We start from the raw sequence: 19650 nt of genomic DNA on the forward strand, positions 1-19650 counted from the left end.
CTTTAGTAACTAATATATTAGAAAATCTCAAGAGCAATCTTGGGATTTTTTGTTTCTTTATAGTTTAAATCAAAACATGATAAATCCAACTGCATTTTATAATCAAGCATTAGAAAAACATAGCACAGAAGTTGCTTCCCTTCAAAAACGAATATTACTTCTAAGTACCTTGCGAATACTAGTTTTTATATCTACTAGCTTTGCAATCTATTTCTCGCTTCCAAATTGGCAAATGGCATCAATTTGCGGACTTATTGGACTAACTGTTTTTGTTTACTTTCTCTCGAAATATACTGATGTAAAATCCAAACGAGAACTTCATAAGGCTTTAGTTATAATCAACGAGGAAGAGTTAAAAATTGCTTCGGGAAATTTTCATCATAGAACTTCAGGTTCACAATTTCAAGACCCTAAACACTTTTATAGTTTAGATATTGATCTCTTTGGAAAAGGGTCCTTCTTTCAATATATAAATCGAACGAATTCTTCCGAAGGCCAACAAAAATTAGCTGATGCACTTAAAGCCAATAACATCTCAAATATTAAGAAACGGCAAGAAGCAATTCAAGAATTATCAGAAGAAGTTAAATGGATTCAAAACTATGCAGCTACTGCCAGCTTGATTGCAACAGAAACACCAGCACCTCAGATTATCAATTGGCTTAAAACTCATCAATCGTTTATTCCTAAACAAATGAAATGGGTACCATGGTTATTTACATTTATTTCTGTGAGTTTATTAAGCTTAGCTATATTCAATATCTTAGACATTAGAATATTTGGTTACTGGCTTTTCGTAGGTCTGGCAATAACTGCCACATACTTGAAAAAAATTAATATATTGGCTTCCAATTCCGATAAAACTAAAGACACTTTCAAGCAATACGCGGCTTTACTGTTACAAATTGAAACTAAACGTTTTAAATCAAAATTACTTCAAAAAAAACAACAACAAATTCAATCAGAACATAAAGAAGCATCTGCTATTTTCTCCGAATTTTCAAAGCATTTAGATGCATTAGACAATAGAAATAATCTCATTTCAGCAATTTTTGGTAATGGTTATTTACTGTCAGATATCAAAAATGCATATAAAATAGAACAGTGGATTTTAAAATACGCACATAAAGTTGACGACTGGTTTGAAGTGGTTTCCTTTTTTGATGCCTATAATAGTTTAGGCACATATGCTTTCAACCATCAAACATACGTGTTTCCAAAGATTTCTGAAGTAACCGGAGTTATTACTGCTAAACAATTAGGACATCCTTTATTAAAAGCAGAAAAACGGATTACTAGTGATCTCATTATTAACAATCAAGAGTTCTTTATTGTAACAGGAGCTAATATGGCTGGTAAAAGTACTTTTCTCAGAACTGTGTCTTTACATATTGTGATGGCTAATGTTGGTCTACCGGTATGTGCTAAGTCAAGTTCATATTCCCCTGTAAAACTCATAACAAGTATGCGTACAAGTGATTCACTAACTGACGATAGTAGTTATTTCTTTTCAGAACTCACAAGACTAAAATTTATTGTCGATGCCATTGACAAGGAACCTTATTTTATCATTCTAGATGAAATTTTAAAAGGAACTAATAGCACAGATAAAGCCATCGGCTCCCGAAAATTTGTTAAGAAATTAGTTGCTGGTCATGCGACCGGAATTATTGCCACTCATGATTTAAGTCTTTGTGAAATATCTGAGGAACTGGATGTTGTTAAGAACTATTATTTTGATGCCGAAATCGTTAATGATGAATTGTATTTTGATTACAAATTCAAAAAAGGCATTTGCCAAAATATGAACGCCAGCTTTTTGTTGAAGAAAATGAAAATTGTGTAAATAAAAAACCCATTCTAACTAGAATGGGTTTTAATATTTTGAGATAAAATTCTAAGAATTTATTCAATTAAGCTTCAAAAGGCTCAATAGAAACAAAAGACTTCCCGTCTTTTTTCTTTGTAAATTTTACTAAACCATCAACTTTCGCATGTAAAGTGTGGTCTTTTCCGCCATACACATTTTCACCTGGGTGATGCGTATTACCTCTTTGTCTTACGAGAATATTTCCAGCTATAGCAGCTTGTCCACCAAAAATCTTTACACCTAAGCGTTTCGATTCTGATTCTCTACCATTTTTAGAACTACCTACTCCTTTTTTATGAGCCATTGTCTTAAGGTTTTATATTGTTAATAATTAACTTAAAGCAGCAATTAAATCAGCTTTCTTCATAGAAGAAATACCTTCAATTCCTTTTGCCTTAGCCATCTCTTTTAACTGAGCAACAGTCATTTTACTTAAGTCTTGAGTTCCCTCTTTAACTTTTGCAGCTGGCTTAGCTTCTGCTTTAGGTTCTACTTTTTTAGTTTCTTTTTTCGGAGCAGCTTTCTCAGCTTTAGCTGGAGTTGCTTTCTTAGCTCCTGAAGCGACAATACTTTCAATTACGATTTCAGATAAAGATTGTCTGTGTCCATTTTTTACACGATAACCTTTTCTTCTTTTCTTTTTGAAAACTATCACTTTATCACCTTTAAGGTGCTTTAAGACTTTAGCACTTACCTGTGCTCCGTCTATAGCTGGGGCGCCTAAAGTTACATTGTTACCATCGCCAATTAAAAGAACGTTATCGAAAGAAACTTTCTTACCTTCTTCTGTTGCTAAACGGTTAACAAAAACTTTTTGGTCTTTTTCAACTTTAAATTGATGCCCTGCTATCTCTACAATTGCGTACATTAGCGTAACGTTTTTATTAATTATTTGATTAAAAATCTCTGCTATCTCTTCAGAAAGCGGGTGCAAATATACATTCTAATTCATTAATCTACAAACGATTTAAAAATTTTGATTAAGAATCTCAGGGTTTTTACAATCCGTCTTATAAATTTGACAAATTAAATTACAAAACTGCCTTTAACAAATAATTCATTCTTTTGGAATTATTTTTGCTAAAAAAATATTAAAAAAAGCCTAGTTATTCCTTATTTTTGTAGCTAGGGTGTAACATTTTCATACAAGGCTACACTTATAAAAAATAAAACTGAAATACAGAACACACAATTAATTTAAAACAAAATCACTATGAAAAAATGCTTGTTAATTTTAGCTTCTTTGATGCTGGTTGGTTTTTCTGCCAATGCTCAAAAAGTTGAATTTGAAGAATTTGACTTAGATAACGGAATGCATGTTATCTTACATCAGGACAACACAGCTCCAGTAGTCACAGTATCAGTCATGTACCATGTAGGCGCGAAGGATGAAAATCCACAGCGCACAGGATTTGCTCACTTTTTCGAGCATTTATTATTTGAAGGTACTGAAAACATTGCTAGAGGCGAGTGGTTTACTATTGTATCGTCGAATGGTGGAAGCAACAATGCCAATACTACAGATGATAGAACGTACTATTATGAAGTATTTCCTTCCAACAATGTAGAATTGGGATTATGGATGGAATCTGAACGTTTAATGCACCCTATCATAAATCAAATAGGTGTTGATACTCAAAACGAAGTCGTTAAAGAAGAAAAAAGATTGCGTGTAGACAATAGCCCATATGGTAGATTTTTAGAAAACATAAAACTAAATATGTTTAAAAAACATCCCTATAAAGGAACTACTATTGGTAAAATGGAACATTTAGATGCTGCAACTCTCGAAGAGTTTCAAGCTTTTAACAAAAAATATTATGTGCCAAATAATGCTGTTCTAGTTGTCGCTGGAGACATCAACAAAACTGATGTTAAAAGAATGGTTCAAGATTATTTTGGTCCAATTCCAAGAGGTAAAGATATCGTAAGAAGTTTCCCTAAAGAAGATCCTATTACCGAGCCAATGTTTGCAAAAGCATATGACCCTAATATCCAAATTCCAGCAATTATGGCGGCTTATAGAACACCTTCTTTTAAAGATAGAGATGCTTATGTGTTAGGAATGATTTCAAGTTATCTAAGTGGTGGTAAATCTTCTAAACTATACAAGAAAATTGTAGATGAGAAAAAAATGGCATTACAAGTTGGTGCGTTAGATTTTAGTCAAGAAGATTATGGAACGTATATTTTATTCGGATTACCATTAGGTGATGTAAAATTAGAAGATTTAGTTAAAGAAATTGATGAAGAAATTGTGAAACTTCAGAATGAATTAATTTCAGAAAGAGATTATGAAAAACTTCAGAATGTTTTTGAAAACCGATTTGTAAACTCTAATTCAAGTGTTTCTGGAATTGCAAATTCGTTAGCTAGATATTACATGTTATATGGTGATGTGAACTTGATAAACAACGAAATCGATATCTATAGATCTATTAGTAGAGAAGAGATTCAAGCTGTTGCTAAAAAATACTTAAATCCGAATCAAAGGTTATTATTAGAGTATTTACCAGAAGAAAAAAAGGAAAACTAAAAAGAAAAAAACATGAAATTAAAAATATCAATAGTAATAGTAGCGTTTTTAATGTCGCTTGGCGGGTTTGCTCAAGTTGATAGATCTAAAATGCCAGAGCCAGGACCTGCTCCAAAAATTTCTTTGGAAAAACCTAATGAGTTTACCTTAAAAAACGGACTAACTGTTTTAGTCGTTGAGAACCATAAACTTCCTAGAGTATCATATTCTTTAACTATCGATAACAAACCAATGACTGTAGGAGATAAAGCAGGTGTTGAAAGTTTAATTGGTAGCATGATGGGCAACGGTACTATGAATATCTCGAAAGATGAATTTAATGAGGAAGTAGACTTCCTAGGTGCTAGTATCAACTTTGGATCTAGTGGTGCTTTCGCGAGTTCATTGTCAAAGTATTCAGATCGTATTTTAGAGTTAATGGCTGATGCAGCTATCAATCCTTTGCTAACTCAAGAAGAATTTGAGAAAGAAAAAGAAAAACTTATTGAAGGTTTAAAATCGAACGAAAAGAGTGTTGATGCTGTTGCAGGACGCGTTGGTTCTGCCTTGTCCTACGGTAAAAATCATCCGTACGGTGAATTTACTACAGAAGAAACTGTAAACAATGTAGTTTTTGGAGATGTCGTTTCATTTTATGAAAAGTATTTTAATCCTAATAATGCCTATTTAGTTGTTGTTGGAGACGTTGATTTCAAAGATCTACAAAAGCAAATCAAGAAATACTTTGGTAAATGGGAACAATCGATGAATATCGAGTATAATGTCCCTGAAGAAGCTCCTAATGCTCAGTATACACAAATTAACTTTATAGACATGCCAAATGCTGTCCAATCTAATATTTCATTGACGAATAACGTGGACTTAGAAATGAAAGATGACGATTACCATTCGGTATTAATTGCTAACAAGATTTTGGGAGGTGGATTTAACAGTTACTTAAACATGAATCTGCGTGAAGAACATGGTTATACTTATGGAGCGCGCTCTAATGTTGGTGTTGATGAATATGCCTCTCGCTTTAGCGCAGGTGCAGCCGTAAGAAACATGGTAACGGATAGTGCCGTAGTTCAAACTTTAAAAGAAATTAATCGCATCAAAACAGAGCCTGTAGCTCAAGATATGCTTAAAAATGCGAAAGCCAAATATGTAGGTGATTTTGTTTTGGCGTTAGAAAGTCCGCAAACTATTGCACGTTATGCTTTGAATATTAAACTAAATGATCTTCCTGAAGATTTCTACACGACATACTTACAAAAAATAAATGCTGTAACTGCAGATGATGTAAATCGTGTAGCCAATAAATATTTCAAAACAGAAAATGCGCGATTTATAGTAGTTGGAAAAGGAAGTGAGGTACTTGAAAATCTTGAAAAAACAGGTATTCCTATCAAGTATTATGACGCCTATGCTAATGAAACAACCAAGCCAGAATATGAGATAGAAATGCCCGCTGATATGAATGCATCAAAAGTGATGCAAGCTTACATTGATGCCATTGGAGGAAAAGCAGCCTTAGATAAAGTTAACTCCGTTTATATGACTGCTGAAGCCGAATTACAGCCTGGTATGATGATGAACTTAGAGATGAAGAAAACGGTAAAAAACCAAATGCTTCAAGAAATCAATGTGATGGGACAATCTCAAAAACAGGTTTTAGATGGTAATACAGGTTACTCTTTTGCTCAAGGACAAAAGAAAGACATGACCGATGAAGAAGTCAAAGTAGCTCAAATAGAATCTTCACCCTTTCCAGAAGTTAACTACCTAAGCGGTGGCGTGACTTTAGAAAAAATTGAAATGGTAGATGGTGTAAAAGCTTATAAAATCAAAGTTGATGATCAAACAGCAATCTACTACAACGTCGATAATGGTTTAAAAATCAAAGAGGTTAAAACGAGTGAAGCTGGTTCTCAATCAACATTCTATGGAGATTATAAAGATGTTGCTGGAGTTAAGTTTCCGTTTACTATTGGTCAAACCATGGGACCTAGACGTTTTGATTTCAAGATTAAAGAAATCAAAGTAAACGAAGGTGTAAGTGATGCCGATTTCGACTAATACATATAGACTTAATATTAAAAACCCGAAGTAATGTTTACTTCGGGTTTTTTTATGCTTTTCTTTTATTGGCCAGATAAACTCCTAAAAGGATAATGACACTCGCTAACACTTGAAGTACACCAAAGGACTCTCCATCTAATACGCCCCAAAATAAGGCTACTATTGGCATTAAATAAGTCACAGAAGAGGCAAAAACAGGGGTCGATATTTGAATCAATGTATTAAATAATACCTTAGCAAGAGCTGTTCCAAAGAGTGATAAAATCGCAACATAAACTAATGACATATTAAAATCTGGATGTGTATATGTGCTTTCAGTAAAGAAATCTGTAATTACTAGTATCACTATGGCTGGAATCATGATAGCTACATAGTTTCCTGTAGCAATACTTAACGGCTTTACGTTTTGAAGATATGTCTTAATAATATTTACATTAAGCGCATACATAATTGTTGAAATAATAACAAAGCCTGCATATAGGTAATTTTGGTCAGGATTTAAATCAGCCCCTCTCAATATCAGAATGCTTGTTCCAATAAAACCAATGACTACTCCTAAGAACTGACGCTTTGAAAATCCGATTTTAAATATGGCAAAACCTAAGAGAATTGCATTCAAAGGGACCAATGAATTAAGAATTGAGGCTATGGCACTATCAATCTCTGTCTCGGCAATAGCAAATAAAAACGCAGGAACAAACGACCCTAAAAACCCAGAAATAACGACCCATTTCCACTCTCTTCTAGCAATGTGTTTTATACTACTAAAACCAACAGCAAACAGAATCATACCCGTAATTATGGTTCGTAGAGCGCCGAGTTGATAAGGTGTTAATCCTAAAAGTGACTTCTTAATTAAAATAAAAGAACTTCCCCAAATTAGAGATAAAATGAGCAAGAATAACCATTTCTTGGTGTTGTTTTGCATAGCTTTTCTTAACTAATTCACAAAAATCGTTAATTTTAATGCAAGGAACATCAATATTTATTAAGTTTGTTAGTAATATTAGAACATTTAATTATGAAGACATTGAAAAATATATTGGCAATTGCGTTTATTTCAATTTCAATGATCGCTTGTAAAAGCGAAAAAGATCCTGAAGTAAAAACGGTAGAGACTGAAACAAAAACTATTGCCACTACGGCAAAGACATTAGATCCTAATGCTACCTATGCAAAAGCAGAATTTGGTATTGAAGGTATGACTTGTGCAATGGGGTGTGCAAAAACTATCGAGAAAAAAATCGCGAAAATGGATGGTGTGAAATCCGCCAAAGTAGATTTTGAAAAAGAATTAGCAATGGTTGAGTATGACGAAGCAATGGTAACGCCAAAAACATTAGAAGAGGCAGTTGCTAAAGCGGGTGATACGTATAAAGTAAAAGATATGAAAACGGTAGACTCTTTTACTACTGACAAACATGTATGCACGGCAGAATGTGATAAAGAAGCTTGTGCTAACAAAACTGAAGCAGAAAAAGCAGCTTGTAAAGAAGATTGTAAAATGGCATGTTGTGCTAAAAAAGAATAATAAGATAGATATTTAAACTAAACCACTCATTTTGAGTGGTTTTTTTATGCCCAAGATTTAAAAGGATATTTACTTAATTGCGAATTGTAATACCGTAAATCTCCAGTCACTTCTTTTCCCAGCCAATCTGGCTTTTCAAAAGCTTCATCTTCATGACCAAGTTCTACCTCAGCGATAATTAATCCACTATTTGATCCTGAAAATTCGTCAACTTCAAACACATGTTGTCCTACATCCACCTCATACCTCACTTTATGTATCACGCCTTTTTCACATAATTGCAAAAGTGCTTCAGCATCTGTTTTTGAAATTTCTCTTTCCCACTCAAAACGTGACAACCCATTGTTTGAAGAGATGCCTTTTACAGTTAATGTCCCCTTATCACCCTTTAGTCGCACTCTAACAGTTCGCTCTGGATCCGTATTTAAAAACCCTTGAATAATTCTAATCTGTCTATGAGATTGGGTTTTAAAAACTTCTGAAATCACTAAAAATTTACGTTCTATTTCTATCATGTTTACGACTGCGGAAAATGGAATCTTTATAATTAATGTCTAAATTTACATTATGCCAAACGATTTACCAATTAGAAAAATCATTCATGTGGATATGGATGCGTTTTACGCGTCGGTAGCTCAATTGGATTGCCCAGAACTTAGAGGTAAACCTATAGCTGTTGGAGGTGGTGGAACACGAGGTGTCATAAGTGCCGCAAGTTATGAAGCTCGAAAGTTTGGTGTTAAAAGTGCCATGTCTGGAAGATTAGCCATAAAACTTTGTCCAGAACTCATAGTTGTCAAAACCAATTTTGCACGTTACACTGAAATATCCAAAAAGATTCGAAAAATATTCTACGATTATACAGATCTCGTTGAACCATTATCACTAGACGAAGCTTATTTAGATGTTACTGAAAATAAAAAAGGCAATCCAAGCGCCTCATTAATTGCTCAAGAGATTAGGTTACGAATTTTTAACGAATTAAATTTGACCGCTTCAGCAGGCATATCTATCAATAAGTTTATTGCTAAAGTTGCTAGTGACTACAATAAACCTAACGGTCAAAAAACGGTTAATCCTGAAGAGGTTCTCGACTTTTTGGAGCAACTAGACATTAGAAAATTTTATGGAATTGGGAAGGTCACTGCCGAAAAAATGTACCAAAAAGGGATTTTCACAGGCAAAGATTTAAAGCGCAAATCTGCTGAATTCTTAGAAGAAAACTTCGGAAAGTCTGGCAGATCGTATTACGATATTGTTCGTGGCTTTCACCATAGCCAAGTCAAACCTAATCGCATAAGAAAATCACTCGCTGCCGAACGTACTTTTAGTAAAAACTTATCTTCGGAAATCTTTATGCTAGAAAAACTCGATTACATCGCAGAAGAAGTGTCTAAACGTTTACAAAAAAATGAAGTGGCCGGAAAAACGATTACACTTAAAATAAAGTACAGTGATTTTACGCTTCAAACCCGAAGTAAAACCTTGCCCTATTTTATAAGTGATAAGAGTTTGATTTTAGAAACTTCAAAGAATTTACTCTATCAAGAAAAACTTAATGATTCTGTACGTTTATTAGGAATTTCCTTATCCAATTTAAATACAGAAAAGTCTACCAACATTAATACCATAGTAGATGATAAAAATGTTGTTAGTGCACAGTTGAAATTTGAATTTTAAAAACTACAGCTAGTAATTTCAGTAACTCTTAAGGTATTTACCATTCCTTTTTCTTGAATAGGCATCGCTGCCAAACTGATAAGCATATCTCCAACGTCTAAATAGCCTTTTTTACAAGCGATAGCATTAACGTCTTCTATGGTCTCATCTGTACTCACGTACTTATCATAATAAAAGGTCTCTACACCCCAAAGTAAACTCAACTGTGTCAAAATACGTTTGTTTGATGTAAATACTAAAATATGAGCACTTGGTCTCCAAGCTGAAATTTGAAATGCTGTATACCCACTATTTGTTAGTGTAGAAATTGCTTTCGCATTGATTTCATTGGCCATATTTGCCGCATGGTAACATATAGATTTAGTAATGTAACGCTTGGTGCGAATATGTGGTGGGGATTGTGGTACTTTTATTAATTCAGAATCTTCAACGCTTTTAATAATACTAGCCATTTGTCGGATGACTTGAACTGGATAATTTCCAACAGATGTCTCACCCGATAGCATTACAGCATCGGCTCCATCCATTACAGAGTTAGCCACATCGTTTACCTCTGCACGTGTAGGCGTTAAGCTTGTAATCATTGTTTCCATCATTTGGGTGGCAATAATCACAGGAATTCTAGCACGCTTAGCTCGTAGCACCAATTTCTTTTGAATTAATGGCACTTCCTCAGCAGGAATCTCCACACCTAAATCTCCACGTGCTACCATTAAACCATCACAATACGCAACAATCTTATCGATGTTCTCTACGGCTTCAGGTTTTTCAATTTTAGCAATGATTGGTATTTTATGATCACTATGTTCTTTGATTAATTCTTCCAACTCCATTAAATCCTCGGCATGTCTAACAAAAGATAAAGCCATCCAGTCGACTTGTAAGCTACAAGCGAAAATAGCATCTTCAATATCTTTCTCTGTTAATGCAGGTTGGGAAATGTTAGTGTTTGGTAAATTGACCCCTTTTTTAGATTTTAAAGGCCCTCCCTGTATGACTCGTGCTTTAACTTCCGATTTTTTATCAGTTGAGACCACTTCAAAAATAAGTTTTCCGTCGTCCAATAAAATACGTTCACCTGCTTTAGCATCATGAGGAAACTTTTCATAGGTCATGTATACACGTTTGCCCGTGCCTTCAAATCGTTCTCCCGTCGCGAAGATAATTTCATCTCCTTCATTAACGACAACTTCTCCCTTCATAACGCCAACTCTTAATTTCGGGCCTTGAAGATCGGCTAGTATCGCTGCATTAAACCCAAACTCTTCATTGAGGTCTCTAATCATTTGCACGCGTTCCCTCACATCATTGTAGTCGGCATGGGAAAAATTAATTCTAAACACATTGACACCCTCTTCTAACATGGCTTTAAGCACGTCTCTATTGCTGGTTGCAGGGCCTAATGTGGCTACTATTTTTGTTTTCTTAGTTCTTAACATTAATCAAAAATTAAATGTTCTTTAGATTTTATTTGGTCAATCTCTACACTATAAGTGGTAATGACTTGCGGTATAGATTGTATTTTATTTAAAATTAGTTTCTCATTAAAATTTCTGTATTCATTAGATACTTTTATGAGGTAATCTACCGTTTTTAATTCTGGCAATAGGTTAAAGGTTCTAGTAAGCGTTGTTTGGTGTTCAAATAATGACCCCGAACTTTGAAGTGCAGCCTCTTCTTTTTTACAAATATTAGAAACCAAATGCCACACGGTATCTAGTTTTTTATTTTCCCATTCATAAATGGAAAATGATGCTGCAAAATAGTTGTAGTCTAAATCATTAGGCTTCCGTTTTAAATTAAGTTCTAAATGTTTATTCAGAAGATATGCTAATCGAAAATCTTCTAGTCTACAATGGATAGCTAGAAGAGAAAAGGAAGCATCATAAAAATCGTCAACAAGTAACTTGTGTAATGCCATAATTAATCAACTACAAGTGGTAAATATAATATTTAAAAGCTACAAAAATGTGAAGTTTTGGTTAATGTTAGTCAACCATATCAACGAAAACGTTATAGTTAGTAAGTTTTGATTCCAAGTTATTCATTGTATCAAAACGCTTTACTTATTTCCCTTTGAAAAGCAAAAAACGCACGTTTTGAAGCTTTTTCTTCAGCTTTCTTTTTGGATGTTGCTCTGGCTTTTGCAATAACCTTTTCGTTAATAGATAGTTTTACCGAAAAGTGTTTTAAGTCATCGTTACCCGTATCTTCATAGACATTATAGTCAAAGGTTTTCTTTTCTTTTTGGCACCATTCAATGAGTAAGCTCTTATAGCTAATAACTCTACCTTCAAGTGTTTCAATATCTACATGTGGTTTTATAACGCGCTTATAGATAAATTTCTCGCAGTATCGATAGCCTTTATCCAGATATATAGCTCCAACTAATGCCTCGAATAGATTTCCATGAATATTATTTCCAAAATTAGACTTTGGAATTTTACTTTCAACAAGATCAATAAGATTGAGTTCTTTTCCTAATTCATTAAGATGTTCACGACTTACAATTTTAGACCTCATCTTAGTTAAATACCCCTCGTCGCCATGAGGCACTTCTTCAAAAAGATAAGACGCAATAACTGCTCCGAGCATCGCATCTCCTACGAATTCTAAACGTTCATAATTAATTGCATTACCCTCGTTATCTTTAATATTCATAGAACGGTGAGTAAATGCCTTGATATACAAAGATTTCTTTTTAACCTTATAACCTAAGATATCGTTGAGTAATAAAAAAAAATTCCCGTCTTTATCAGTACGGGAATTTTTTAATATGTTACGAATGAAGTTCATTCGGAATTTAATCTAGTTTTTTGAATAACACACAAGCATTGTGACCGCCAAATCCAAAGGTGTTACTCATTGCAACCTTAACGTCTCTTTTTTGTGCCTTGTTCAATGTTAAATTTAATCTAGGATCAATATTGTCATCTACAACTTCATGATTTATTGTTGGAGGTACTATTCCGTGTTCTATTGACAAAATAGATGCAATAGACTCAATGGCCCCAGCAGCTCCTAATAAATGTCCAGTCATGGACTTTGTTGAATTGATATTGATGTTTGATGCGTGTTCCCCAAACACTTCAGAAATCGCTTTAAGCTCAGCAACATCTCCTAGAGGTGTTGAGGTTCCGTGTGTGTTGATGTGATCAACTTCTTCAGGTTTCATACCCGCATTTTCTAAACAATTTTTCATTACAGCAATAACACCTATACCTTCAGGATGTGGAGCAGTCATATGATGGGCATCAGAAGATAAACCTCCTCCAACAACTTCAGCATATATCTTAGCTCCTCTTGCCATTGCATGGTCATAATCTTCAAGAATAATTGCTCCAGCACCTTCTCCTAAGACGAAACCATCTCTGGTGGCGTCGAATGGTCTTGATGCGGTTTTCGGACTTTCATTTCTTGTAGATAACGCATGCATGGCATTAAAACCACCCATTCCAGCAATAGCTACTGCTGCTTCACTTCCACCTGTTACAATAACATCACAATGTCCTAAACGTATATAGTTAAGGGCATCAATCATTGCATTAGCTGAAGAGGCACATGCAGATACCGTTGTGTAATTAGGTCCCATAAATCCATGTTTAATGGAAATGTTCCCTGGTGCAATATCTGCAATCATTTTTGGAATAAAAAAAGGATTAAATCTTGGTGTTCCATCGCCTTCAGCGAAATTTAACATCTCATTTTGAAATGTTTCCAAGCCTCCTATTCCTGCTCCCCAAATAACACCTACTCGTAATTTATTAACTTTATCAAGATCCAGCTTAGAATCTACGATGGCTTCATCTGAAGCCACCATAGCATACTGTGTAAATCTATCCATTTTACGAGCCTCTTTTCTATCAAGAAAATCGGTGGCGTTAAAGTTTTTTAATTCGCAAGCGAATTTCGTTTTGAACTTTTCAGTATCAAAATATGTTATAGGCGCAGCGCCACTTTTTCCACTTATAAGGGCATCCCAATATTCATCTTTGGTATTGCCTATAGGTGTGAGAGCTCCTAAACCAGTAACTACAACTCGCTTTAATTCCATAAAAGTTTATTGAATTATTTTGCTTCTTCTATATAAGAGATCGCTTGACCAACTGTTGCGATATTTTCAGCTTGATCGTCTGGGATTTGAATATCGAATTCTTTTTCAAATTCCATGATTAGTTCGACTGTGTCCAATGAATCTGCTCCTAAATCGTTAGTGAAGCTAGCTTCTGTTACAACTTCGTTTTCATCAACACCTAATTTGTCTACGATAATCGCTTTTACTCTTGATGCAATGTCTGACATAATTTTTTAATTTTAAGTTTTAATTAGGTCGCAAAAATAAAAAAACTTTATTTTAATACACACCTTATCAATAAAAATGTGTCTGTAATTTACTAAATTACTTTGAAGAATTTGTCTTTTACGTTCTAATTGTTATTTATTATTCTTTTTTTTGTTTTCGAATAACATTAACTCTTTGTCTGTAAATGAAACGTATTGTAATCTTTGCGTCCGGAAATGGCACTAATGCTGAAAATTTAATTAAGTTTTTTCACAACAGAGAAATGGCTTCTGTCATTCAAGTACTTACTAACAATCCCCATGCCAAAGTTTTAGATCGCGCTAAGGCATATAAGGTTAGCGGTTTGTCTTTTAATAGAGTAGCTTTTACTGTCACAGACGATGTATTACATCTTTTGAAAGCATCAAAACCCGATTTAATTGTTCTTGCTGGTTTTCTTTGGAAATTTCCGCAGAAAATCTTGAATGCATATCCTAATAAAGTTATTAATATTCATCCAGCACTCCTCCCCAAATATGGAGGTAAGGGTATGTATGGCATGCGTGTTCACGAGGCTGTTGTTAAAAATAAAGAAACAGAAACAGGCATTACCATTCATTATGTAAATGAACATTATGATGAAGGGGCTATTATTTTTCAGGCGAAATGTCATGTTCACGAAACTGATTCTGCTCAAGATGTAGCTGATAAAATCCATGAACTGGAGATGGAGCATTTCCCAAAGGTTGTTGAAGATCTATTGCATGAGTAAAAAAAAGAAAAAATATTATACCGTATGGAAGGGTCATCACACAGGTGTATTTGAATCTTGGGACGATTGTAAAGCTCAAATCAAAGACTTTCAAGGCGCACAATACAAATCTTTTGCTACGTTTGATGCTGCAAAAAAAGCATTGAAAGGCAACTATTTTGATTACATAGGAAAAAACAAAACATTTACCAGTGAACTATCCGATAACCAGCTTAAAAGAATTGGTACGCCTAATTTCAATTCTATTTCAGTAGATGCGGCGTCTTCAGGAAATCCGGGAAAAATGGAATACCGTGGTGTGGATACCAAAACCAAAAAACAGCTTTTTATTCAAGGTCCTTTTGAAGAAGGCACGAATAATATTGGCGAATTTCTAGCTATTGTTCACGGCTTGGCGTTGCTCAAAAAGACAAATAGTAATCGTGTTATTTATACCGATTCCAAAACCGCTATGAGTTGGGTGAAAAAGAAAACTTGTAATACCAAACTTGAACGTAACGAAAAGAATAAAAGTGTATTCGAGCTTGTAGATCGTGCTGTTCATTGGTTAAAAAACAACACCTACGATACAATCATTGTAAAATGGGAAACTAAAGCTTGGGGTGAAATACCCGCCGACTTTGGGCGAAAATAAGTGTCTTTTTTACAGTTTAAAAAAATGTATATTTGCATCCTCAAATACCGTGATATTTTTAATGTTGAACGGAACAAATTTTAAAACGATTTATGAGCAAATTAGTTATCGTTGGAACTGTAGCATTTGACGCTATTGAAACACCCTTTGGGAAAACTGACAAAATCCTTGGTGGTGCTGCAACCTTTATAGGATTAGCTGCATCACACTTCAACGTTGACGTTGCTGCTGTTTCTGTAGTAGGCGGAGATTTTCCTCAAGAATATTTAGATCTTCTATCTCAAAAACAGGTGAATATTGAAGGTGTTGAAATTATTAAAGAAGGAAAAACATTCTTTTGGAGTGGACGGTATCATAATGATATGAATTCACGTGATACTTTGGCAACCGAACTTAATGTTTTAGCCGATTTTAATCCTATTGTACCAATAGCATATAAAAATGCTGATGTGGTGATGCTAGGGAATTTGCATCCAAACATTCAAGCTAGTGTTTTAGAACAAATGACAAATCAACCAAAATTAGTCATTTTAGATACCATGAATTTCTGGATGGATTGTGCGCTTGAAGAGCTGCATAAGGTTATTAAAAAAATAGATGTTATTACCATTAATGATGAAGAAGCGAGGCAATTAACTGGAGAATACTCTTTAGTAGTCGCTGCGCGCAAAATTGAAGAAATGGGACCCAAATATGTCGTAATTAAAAAAGGAGAACACGGTGCTTTACTATTTCATAATGATCATATGTTTTATGCGCCTGCTTTGCCTTTAGAAGAGGTTTTTGATCCGACAGGAGCTGGAGATACCTTTGCTGGTGGATTTGCTGGATATCTGGCCAAAACTGAAGATTATAGTTTTGAAAACATGAAAAATGCGGTTATCTATGGTTCAACCTTAGCGTCATTTTGTGTAGAGAAGTTTGGAACAGAACGCATGATTCATTTAAAAAATGACGACGTGCAAAAACGTATGCAACAGTTTAAACAACTCACGCAATTCAATATTGAATTAGCATAAAATAACGCGCTCAAAATTGAGTGCGTTTTTTATTCTGAACTAGTTTCAGAAATTATAAGAATATTTATTTTTGTTATTAACGAACAACTCACAACAAAACAATGAGCGATGCATTAAAACATGAATGCGGAATTGCACTCATAAGACTTAAAAAACCATTAGAGTTTTACAAAAACAAATACGGAAGCGCGTTTTATGGTGTCAATAAAATGTACTTAATGATGGAAAAACAGCACAATCGAGGACAAGATGGTGCAGGCTTTGCCAGTATTAAAATAGACACCAACCCCGGTGAACGCTATATTAGTCGCGTACGTTCAATTGCACAACAGCCCATTCAAGATATTTTTGCTCAAATTAATGAGCGTATTAATTATGAACTGGATGCTCATCCTGAATATCAAAATAATGTTGAGCTTCAAAAAAAACATATCCCTTACATAGGCGAATTGCTTTTAGGTCATGTACGTTATGGTACATTTGGGAAAAATAGTGTTGAGAGTGTACACCCATTTTTAAGACAAAACAATTGGATGCATCGAAATCTTATTGTCGCTGGTAATTTCAATATGACTAATGTGACCCAGTTATTTGATGGCTTGGTTGAATTAGGTCAACATCCTAAAGAAAAAGCGGATACCATTACCATAATGGAAAAGATTGGTCATTTTCTAGATGATGCCGTAAGTAAAATATATAAAAGACTCAAAAAAGAAGGTTATAGTAAAAGTGATTGTTCTCCTTTAATCGCTGAAAGATTAAACGTCGCAAAGATTTTAAAGAAAGCTGCAAAAAATTGGGATGGTGGCTATGCTATGGCAGGGTTATTAGGACATGGTGATTCGTTTGTGCTACGCGATCCAGCTGGTATTCGACCTGTCTATTTTTATGAAGATGATGAAGTTGTTGTTGTGGCATCAGAGCGTCCTGTGATTCAAACCGTATTCAATGTAGACTTTGATGACGTCAAAGAATTAGATCCAGGGCACGCAATTATTACTAAAAAATCTGGTGAAGTCTTTATTGAGGAAATTTTAGAACCCTTAGAACGAAAGGCTTGTTCTTTTGAGCGTATCTATTTTTCACGTGGTAGTGATGCTGAAATCTACCAAGAACGAAAAACCCTAGGTAAATTATTAATGCCGAAAGTATTAGAAGCGATAGATTATGATACTAAAAACACGGTATTCTCTTTCATTCCAAATACTGCGGAAACGTCTTTCTTCGGAATGATAGAAACGGTTGAAGATCATCTCAATCAACGCAAAACCAAGGCTATTTTAGATGGTAATGGCCAGTTGTCAGCTGAACAAGTTACGGATATATTGTCTGAACGACCTCGCATCGAGAAAATCGCTATTAAAGATGTAAAACTTAGAACTTTTATTACAGAAGATAGTAGTCGAGATGATTTAGTTGCCCACGTTTATGATGTTACATATGGTGTGATTAAACCGGAAGATAACCTCGTCATCATTGACGATAGTATTGTTAGAGGCACGACGCTCAAAAAGAGCATCATAAAAATGATGGATCGTCTAAACCCAAAACAAATTGTTGTTGTCTCCTCTGCACCGCAAATACGTTATCCAGATTGTTACGGAATTGATATGGCTAACCTTGAGAGTCTCATCGCCTTTAGAGCAATGTTAGATTTACTGAAAGAACAAGATAAATATCATATGGTCGAAGAAGTCTACCATAAATGTAAAGCCCAACTAGAATTTAAGGATGCTGAAGTTAAAAATTATGTCAAAGATTTATATAGTGAATTTACTGCCAATGAGATATCTGATAAAATAGCAGAATTAATTTCTGATGAGACCGTAAGTGCAAAGGTTAAAACCATTTTTCAACCTATCGAAAATTTACACAAAGCCTGTCCAAAAAACTTAGGGGATTGGTATTTTACCGGAAACTATCCTACAGATGGTGGTAACCGCGTAGTAAATAAAGCATTCGTTAATTTTTATGAAGGGAACAAGGAAAGAGCCTATTAGTTAAACTGTTAGCTTTTTGGCACTTTATCCTAAAAAAAGTGCTTTTTGTCTGATAAAAATGCATTTCGTCTAATATTTAACAACTCTTACTTAATAATCACATACATTGGTATCACCATAACATAAGTAGGTTAAGTTCATGGTAGATTTGGGGCAAAAAAAGGTGAACTTCTGTTCACCTTTTTTTATTTTACCACCTGAAAAATATTAACAATAAGAAATTCAATTCTTCTCAAATTTCTTCAGACAATTCTAAAGTACTAATTACGAATATAATGAACTATTCATATGAAGTAGACATTTATTCGATGCTACGCAACTCCCAGAAATACTGATTTTTCCGTTTAAGCCAATTTATTCGTCGTTGGTCTAAAAAATTAAAATATTAGAGAAAAGCTCTGTTATATTTGTTTCACCATAACATAAGTAGGTTAAGTTTATGGTAGATTTGGGGCAAAAAAGGTGAACTCTCGTTCACCTTTTTTCATTTTCAGTCCATACCTCCACGAAACACGTTCACCAGCTTCGGTTGGTTTCCATCCAAAAAAAAGCAAACCCAAATGAGCTTGCTTTAGTAATATCTATGTTTAAAGATTTATTTCGCTTCAGCGTAACGTCTCTCTACTTCATTCCAGTTAATCACTTTAAAGAAGGCATCAATATAATCTGGTCTTCTATTTTGATAGTTTAAATAATATGCGTGTTCCCATACATCTAATCCTAAAATTGGAGTTCCTTCACATGTCACGCCAGGCATTAATGGATTATCTTGATTTGGTGTAGAGCAAACTTCAACTTTTCCGCCTTTATGAACACATAACCATGCCCATCCAGATCCAAATTGCGTTGCAGCAGCTTTACTAAACGCTTCGACGAATGCATCCTTAGATCCAAATGCTGCTTCGATCGCATCTTTTAAATCTCCTGACAAATAACCTCTATCTTCTGGATTCATAACATCCCAGAATAATGAGTGATTATAAAATCCACCACCATTATTTCTAACTGCCATGTTATTCATGTCAAGATTTGTTAAGATATCTTCGATAGACTTATTTTCAAGAGTTGAACCCTCAACAGCAGCATTCAATTTCGTGGTATAACCATTGTGGTGCTTTGAGTGGTGTATTTCCATAGTACGCGCATCAATATGTGGTTCTAATGCATCATACGAATATTTTAATTTAGGTAATTCGAAAGCCATAATATATTGGTTTTTAAATATTAATAAATAAAACACAAATTTAAGGATAAAACAGCGCATT

Annotated in this window: 19 protein-coding genes; 9 read left to right on the forward strand and 10 right to left on the reverse strand. The window is 34.4% G+C overall.

Annotated elements, in window-relative coordinates; translation table 11 throughout:
* The first annotated feature begins 76 nt into the window (after nucleotides 1-76).
* Complete coding sequence (locus BLT57_RS01985) at nucleotides 77-1846, forward strand: DNA mismatch repair protein MutS (RefSeq protein WP_091421502.1); 1770 nt, start codon at nucleotides 77-79, stop codon at nucleotides 1844-1846.
* A 67-nt stretch (nucleotides 1847-1913) separates the two neighbouring features.
* Here BLT57_RS01985 and rpmA read toward each other — a convergent pair whose 3' ends face one another.
* Nucleotides 1914-2174: a 50S ribosomal protein L27 gene (gene rpmA / locus BLT57_RS01990; RefSeq protein WP_091421505.1), complete on the reverse strand. Its 261-nt coding sequence runs from the start codon at nucleotides 2172-2174 to the stop codon at nucleotides 1914-1916.
* Between the two features lie 27 nt (nucleotides 2175-2201).
* A complete protein-coding gene (rplU, locus tag BLT57_RS01995; RefSeq protein WP_091421511.1) occupies nucleotides 2202-2738 on the reverse strand; it encodes a 50S ribosomal protein L21 in 537 nt (178 codons plus the stop codon).
* A gap of 345 nt (nucleotides 2739-3083) precedes the next feature.
* Here rplU and BLT57_RS02000 point away from each other — a divergent pair, with 345 nt between their 5' ends.
* Both BLT57_RS02000 and BLT57_RS02005 read left to right on the forward strand, forming a co-directional pair.
* Nucleotides 3084-4406: a pitrilysin family protein gene (locus tag BLT57_RS02000; protein WP_091421512.1), complete on the forward strand. Its 1323-nt coding sequence runs from the start codon at nucleotides 3084-3086 to the stop codon at nucleotides 4404-4406.
* Between the two features lie 12 nt (nucleotides 4407-4418).
* Nucleotides 4419-6464, forward strand: coding sequence for a pitrilysin family protein (locus tag BLT57_RS02005; RefSeq protein WP_091421515.1), 2046 nt, complete (start codon nucleotides 4419-4421; stop codon nucleotides 6462-6464).
* 52 nt (nucleotides 6465-6516) lie between these two features.
* Here the strand turns inward: BLT57_RS02005 and BLT57_RS02010 are convergent, their stop codons facing one another.
* Nucleotides 6517-7395, reverse strand: a complete 879-nt coding sequence (locus BLT57_RS02010) for a DMT family transporter (protein WP_091421516.1) — start codon at nucleotides 7393-7395, stop codon at nucleotides 6517-6519.
* Nucleotides 7396-7488: 93 nt separating this feature from the next.
* Here BLT57_RS02010 and BLT57_RS02015 point away from each other — a divergent pair, with 93 nt between their 5' ends.
* On the forward strand, nucleotides 7489-7998 hold the full coding sequence (locus tag BLT57_RS02015) for a cation transporter (protein WP_091421519.1): 510 nt from the start codon (nucleotides 7489-7491) through the stop codon (nucleotides 7996-7998).
* A 44-nt stretch (nucleotides 7999-8042) separates the two neighbouring features.
* Here BLT57_RS02015 and BLT57_RS02020 read toward each other — a convergent pair whose 3' ends face one another.
* Nucleotides 8043-8513, reverse strand: a complete 471-nt coding sequence (locus tag BLT57_RS02020) for a CYTH domain-containing protein (protein ID WP_091421523.1) — start codon at nucleotides 8511-8513, stop codon at nucleotides 8043-8045.
* 52 nt (nucleotides 8514-8565) lie between these two features.
* Here BLT57_RS02020 and dinB point away from each other — a divergent pair, with 52 nt between their 5' ends.
* Nucleotides 8566-9678, forward strand: a complete 1113-nt coding sequence (gene dinB, locus BLT57_RS02025) for a DNA polymerase IV (RefSeq protein ID WP_091421526.1) — start codon at nucleotides 8566-8568, stop codon at nucleotides 9676-9678.
* Here the strand turns inward: dinB and pyk are convergent.
* The 5 genes from pyk to BLT57_RS02050 form a co-directional block, all read right to left on the reverse strand.
* Nucleotides 9675-11117, reverse strand: a complete 1443-nt coding sequence (pyk, locus tag BLT57_RS02030) for a pyruvate kinase (RefSeq protein WP_091421529.1) — start codon at nucleotides 11115-11117, stop codon at nucleotides 9675-9677. The genes dinB and pyk overlap by 4 nt on opposite strands.
* A complete protein-coding gene (locus BLT57_RS02035) occupies nucleotides 11117-11599 on the reverse strand; it encodes an IPExxxVDY family protein (protein ID WP_091421534.1) in 483 nt (160 codons plus the stop codon). Before BLT57_RS02035 ends, pyk begins: the two co-directional genes overlap by 1 nt.
* A gap of 131 nt (nucleotides 11600-11730) precedes the next feature.
* Complete coding sequence (gene rnc, locus BLT57_RS02040) at nucleotides 11731-12474, reverse strand: ribonuclease III (RefSeq protein ID WP_091421538.1); 744 nt, start codon at nucleotides 12472-12474, stop codon at nucleotides 11731-11733.
* 7 nt (nucleotides 12475-12481) lie between these two features.
* The gene (gene fabF / locus BLT57_RS02045) at nucleotides 12482-13732 is read right to left on the reverse strand and encodes a beta-ketoacyl-ACP synthase II (protein ID WP_091421541.1); all 1251 of its coding nucleotides are present in this window, start codon (nucleotides 13730-13732) and stop codon (nucleotides 12482-12484) included.
* A gap of 14 nt (nucleotides 13733-13746) precedes the next feature.
* A complete protein-coding gene (locus BLT57_RS02050) occupies nucleotides 13747-13980 on the reverse strand; it encodes an acyl carrier protein (RefSeq protein WP_008269813.1) in 234 nt (77 codons plus the stop codon).
* 185 nt (nucleotides 13981-14165) lie between these two features.
* Between BLT57_RS02050 and BLT57_RS02055 the strand changes: the two genes are divergently transcribed.
* The 4 genes from BLT57_RS02055 (at nucleotide 14166) to BLT57_RS02070 (ending at nucleotide 18385) form a co-directional block, all read left to right on the forward strand.
* Nucleotides 14166-14732, forward strand: a complete 567-nt coding sequence (locus BLT57_RS02055) for a phosphoribosylglycinamide formyltransferase (protein WP_091421543.1) — start codon at nucleotides 14166-14168, stop codon at nucleotides 14730-14732.
* Entirely contained in the window at nucleotides 14725-15366 is a 642-nt protein-coding gene (locus BLT57_RS02060) for a viroplasmin family protein (protein WP_091421547.1), read from the forward strand. Before BLT57_RS02055 ends, BLT57_RS02060 begins: the two co-directional genes overlap by 8 nt.
* A 92-nt stretch (nucleotides 15367-15458) precedes the next feature.
* Nucleotides 15459-16385: a PfkB family carbohydrate kinase gene (locus BLT57_RS02065; protein WP_091421550.1), complete on the forward strand. Its 927-nt coding sequence runs from the start codon at nucleotides 15459-15461 to the stop codon at nucleotides 16383-16385.
* Between the two features lie 101 nt (nucleotides 16386-16486).
* Nucleotides 16487-18385: an amidophosphoribosyltransferase gene (locus BLT57_RS02070; RefSeq protein ID WP_091421554.1), complete on the forward strand. Its 1899-nt coding sequence runs from the start codon at nucleotides 16487-16489 to the stop codon at nucleotides 18383-18385.
* Nucleotides 18386-18980: 595 nt separating this feature from the next.
* Here the strand turns inward: BLT57_RS02070 and BLT57_RS02075 are convergent.
* Entirely contained in the window at nucleotides 18981-19589 is a 609-nt protein-coding gene (locus tag BLT57_RS02075; protein ID WP_091421558.1) for a superoxide dismutase, read from the reverse strand.
* Nucleotides 19590-19650: the final 61 nt, after the last annotated feature.

Origin of the sequence: Formosa sp. Hel1_31_208 (genome assembly GCF_900104785.1) — a bacterium.
Lineage (GTDB): Bacteria > Bacteroidota > Bacteroidia > Flavobacteriales > Flavobacteriaceae > Psychroserpens.

Bases quoted from the DNA above. Each gene is read 5' to 3' on its own strand.
- BLT57_RS01985 (WP_091421502.1), top strand. From the start codon at position 77: ATGATAAATCCAACTGCATTTTATAATCAAGCATTAGAAAAACATAGC.
- rpmA (WP_091421505.1), bottom strand. From the start codon at position 2,174: ATGGCTCATAAAAAAGGAGTAGGTAGTTCTAAAAATGGTAGAGAATCA.
- rplU (WP_091421511.1), bottom strand. From the start codon at position 2,738: ATGTACGCAATTGTAGAGATAGCAGGGCATCAATTTAAAGTTGAAAAA.
- BLT57_RS02000 (WP_091421512.1), top strand. From the start codon at position 3,084: ATGAAAAAATGCTTGTTAATTTTAGCTTCTTTGATGCTGGTTGGTTTT.
- BLT57_RS02005 (WP_091421515.1), top strand. From the start codon at position 4,419: ATGAAATTAAAAATATCAATAGTAATAGTAGCGTTTTTAATGTCGCTT.
- BLT57_RS02010 (WP_091421516.1), bottom strand. From the start codon at position 7,395: ATGCAAAACAACACCAAGAAATGGTTATTCTTGCTCATTTTATCTCTA.
- BLT57_RS02015 (WP_091421519.1), top strand. From the start codon at position 7,489: ATGAAGACATTGAAAAATATATTGGCAATTGCGTTTATTTCAATTTCA.
- BLT57_RS02020 (WP_091421523.1), bottom strand. From the start codon at position 8,513: ATGATAGAAATAGAACGTAAATTTTTAGTGATTTCAGAAGTTTTTAAA.
- dinB (WP_091421526.1), top strand. From the start codon at position 8,566: ATGCCAAACGATTTACCAATTAGAAAAATCATTCATGTGGATATGGAT.
- pyk (WP_091421529.1), bottom strand. From the start codon at position 11,117: ATGTTAAGAACTAAGAAAACAAAAATAGTAGCCACATTAGGCCCTGCA.
- BLT57_RS02035 (WP_091421534.1), bottom strand. From the start codon at position 11,599: ATGGCATTACACAAGTTACTTGTTGACGATTTTTATGATGCTTCCTTT.
- rnc (WP_091421538.1), bottom strand. From the start codon at position 12,474: ATGAACTTCATTCGTAACATATTAAAAAATTCCCGTACTGATAAAGAC.
- fabF (WP_091421541.1), bottom strand. From the start codon at position 13,732: ATGGAATTAAAGCGAGTTGTAGTTACTGGTTTAGGAGCTCTCACACCT.
- BLT57_RS02050 (WP_008269813.1), bottom strand. From the start codon at position 13,980: ATGTCAGACATTGCATCAAGAGTAAAAGCGATTATCGTAGACAAATTA.
- BLT57_RS02055 (WP_091421543.1), top strand. From the start codon at position 14,166: ATGAAACGTATTGTAATCTTTGCGTCCGGAAATGGCACTAATGCTGAA.
- BLT57_RS02060 (WP_091421547.1), top strand. From the start codon at position 14,725: ATGAGTAAAAAAAAGAAAAAATATTATACCGTATGGAAGGGTCATCAC.
- BLT57_RS02065 (WP_091421550.1), top strand. From the start codon at position 15,459: ATGAGCAAATTAGTTATCGTTGGAACTGTAGCATTTGACGCTATTGAA.
- BLT57_RS02070 (WP_091421554.1), top strand. From the start codon at position 16,487: ATGAGCGATGCATTAAAACATGAATGCGGAATTGCACTCATAAGACTT.
- BLT57_RS02075 (WP_091421558.1), bottom strand. From the start codon at position 19,589: ATGGCTTTCGAATTACCTAAATTAAAATATTCGTATGATGCATTAGAA.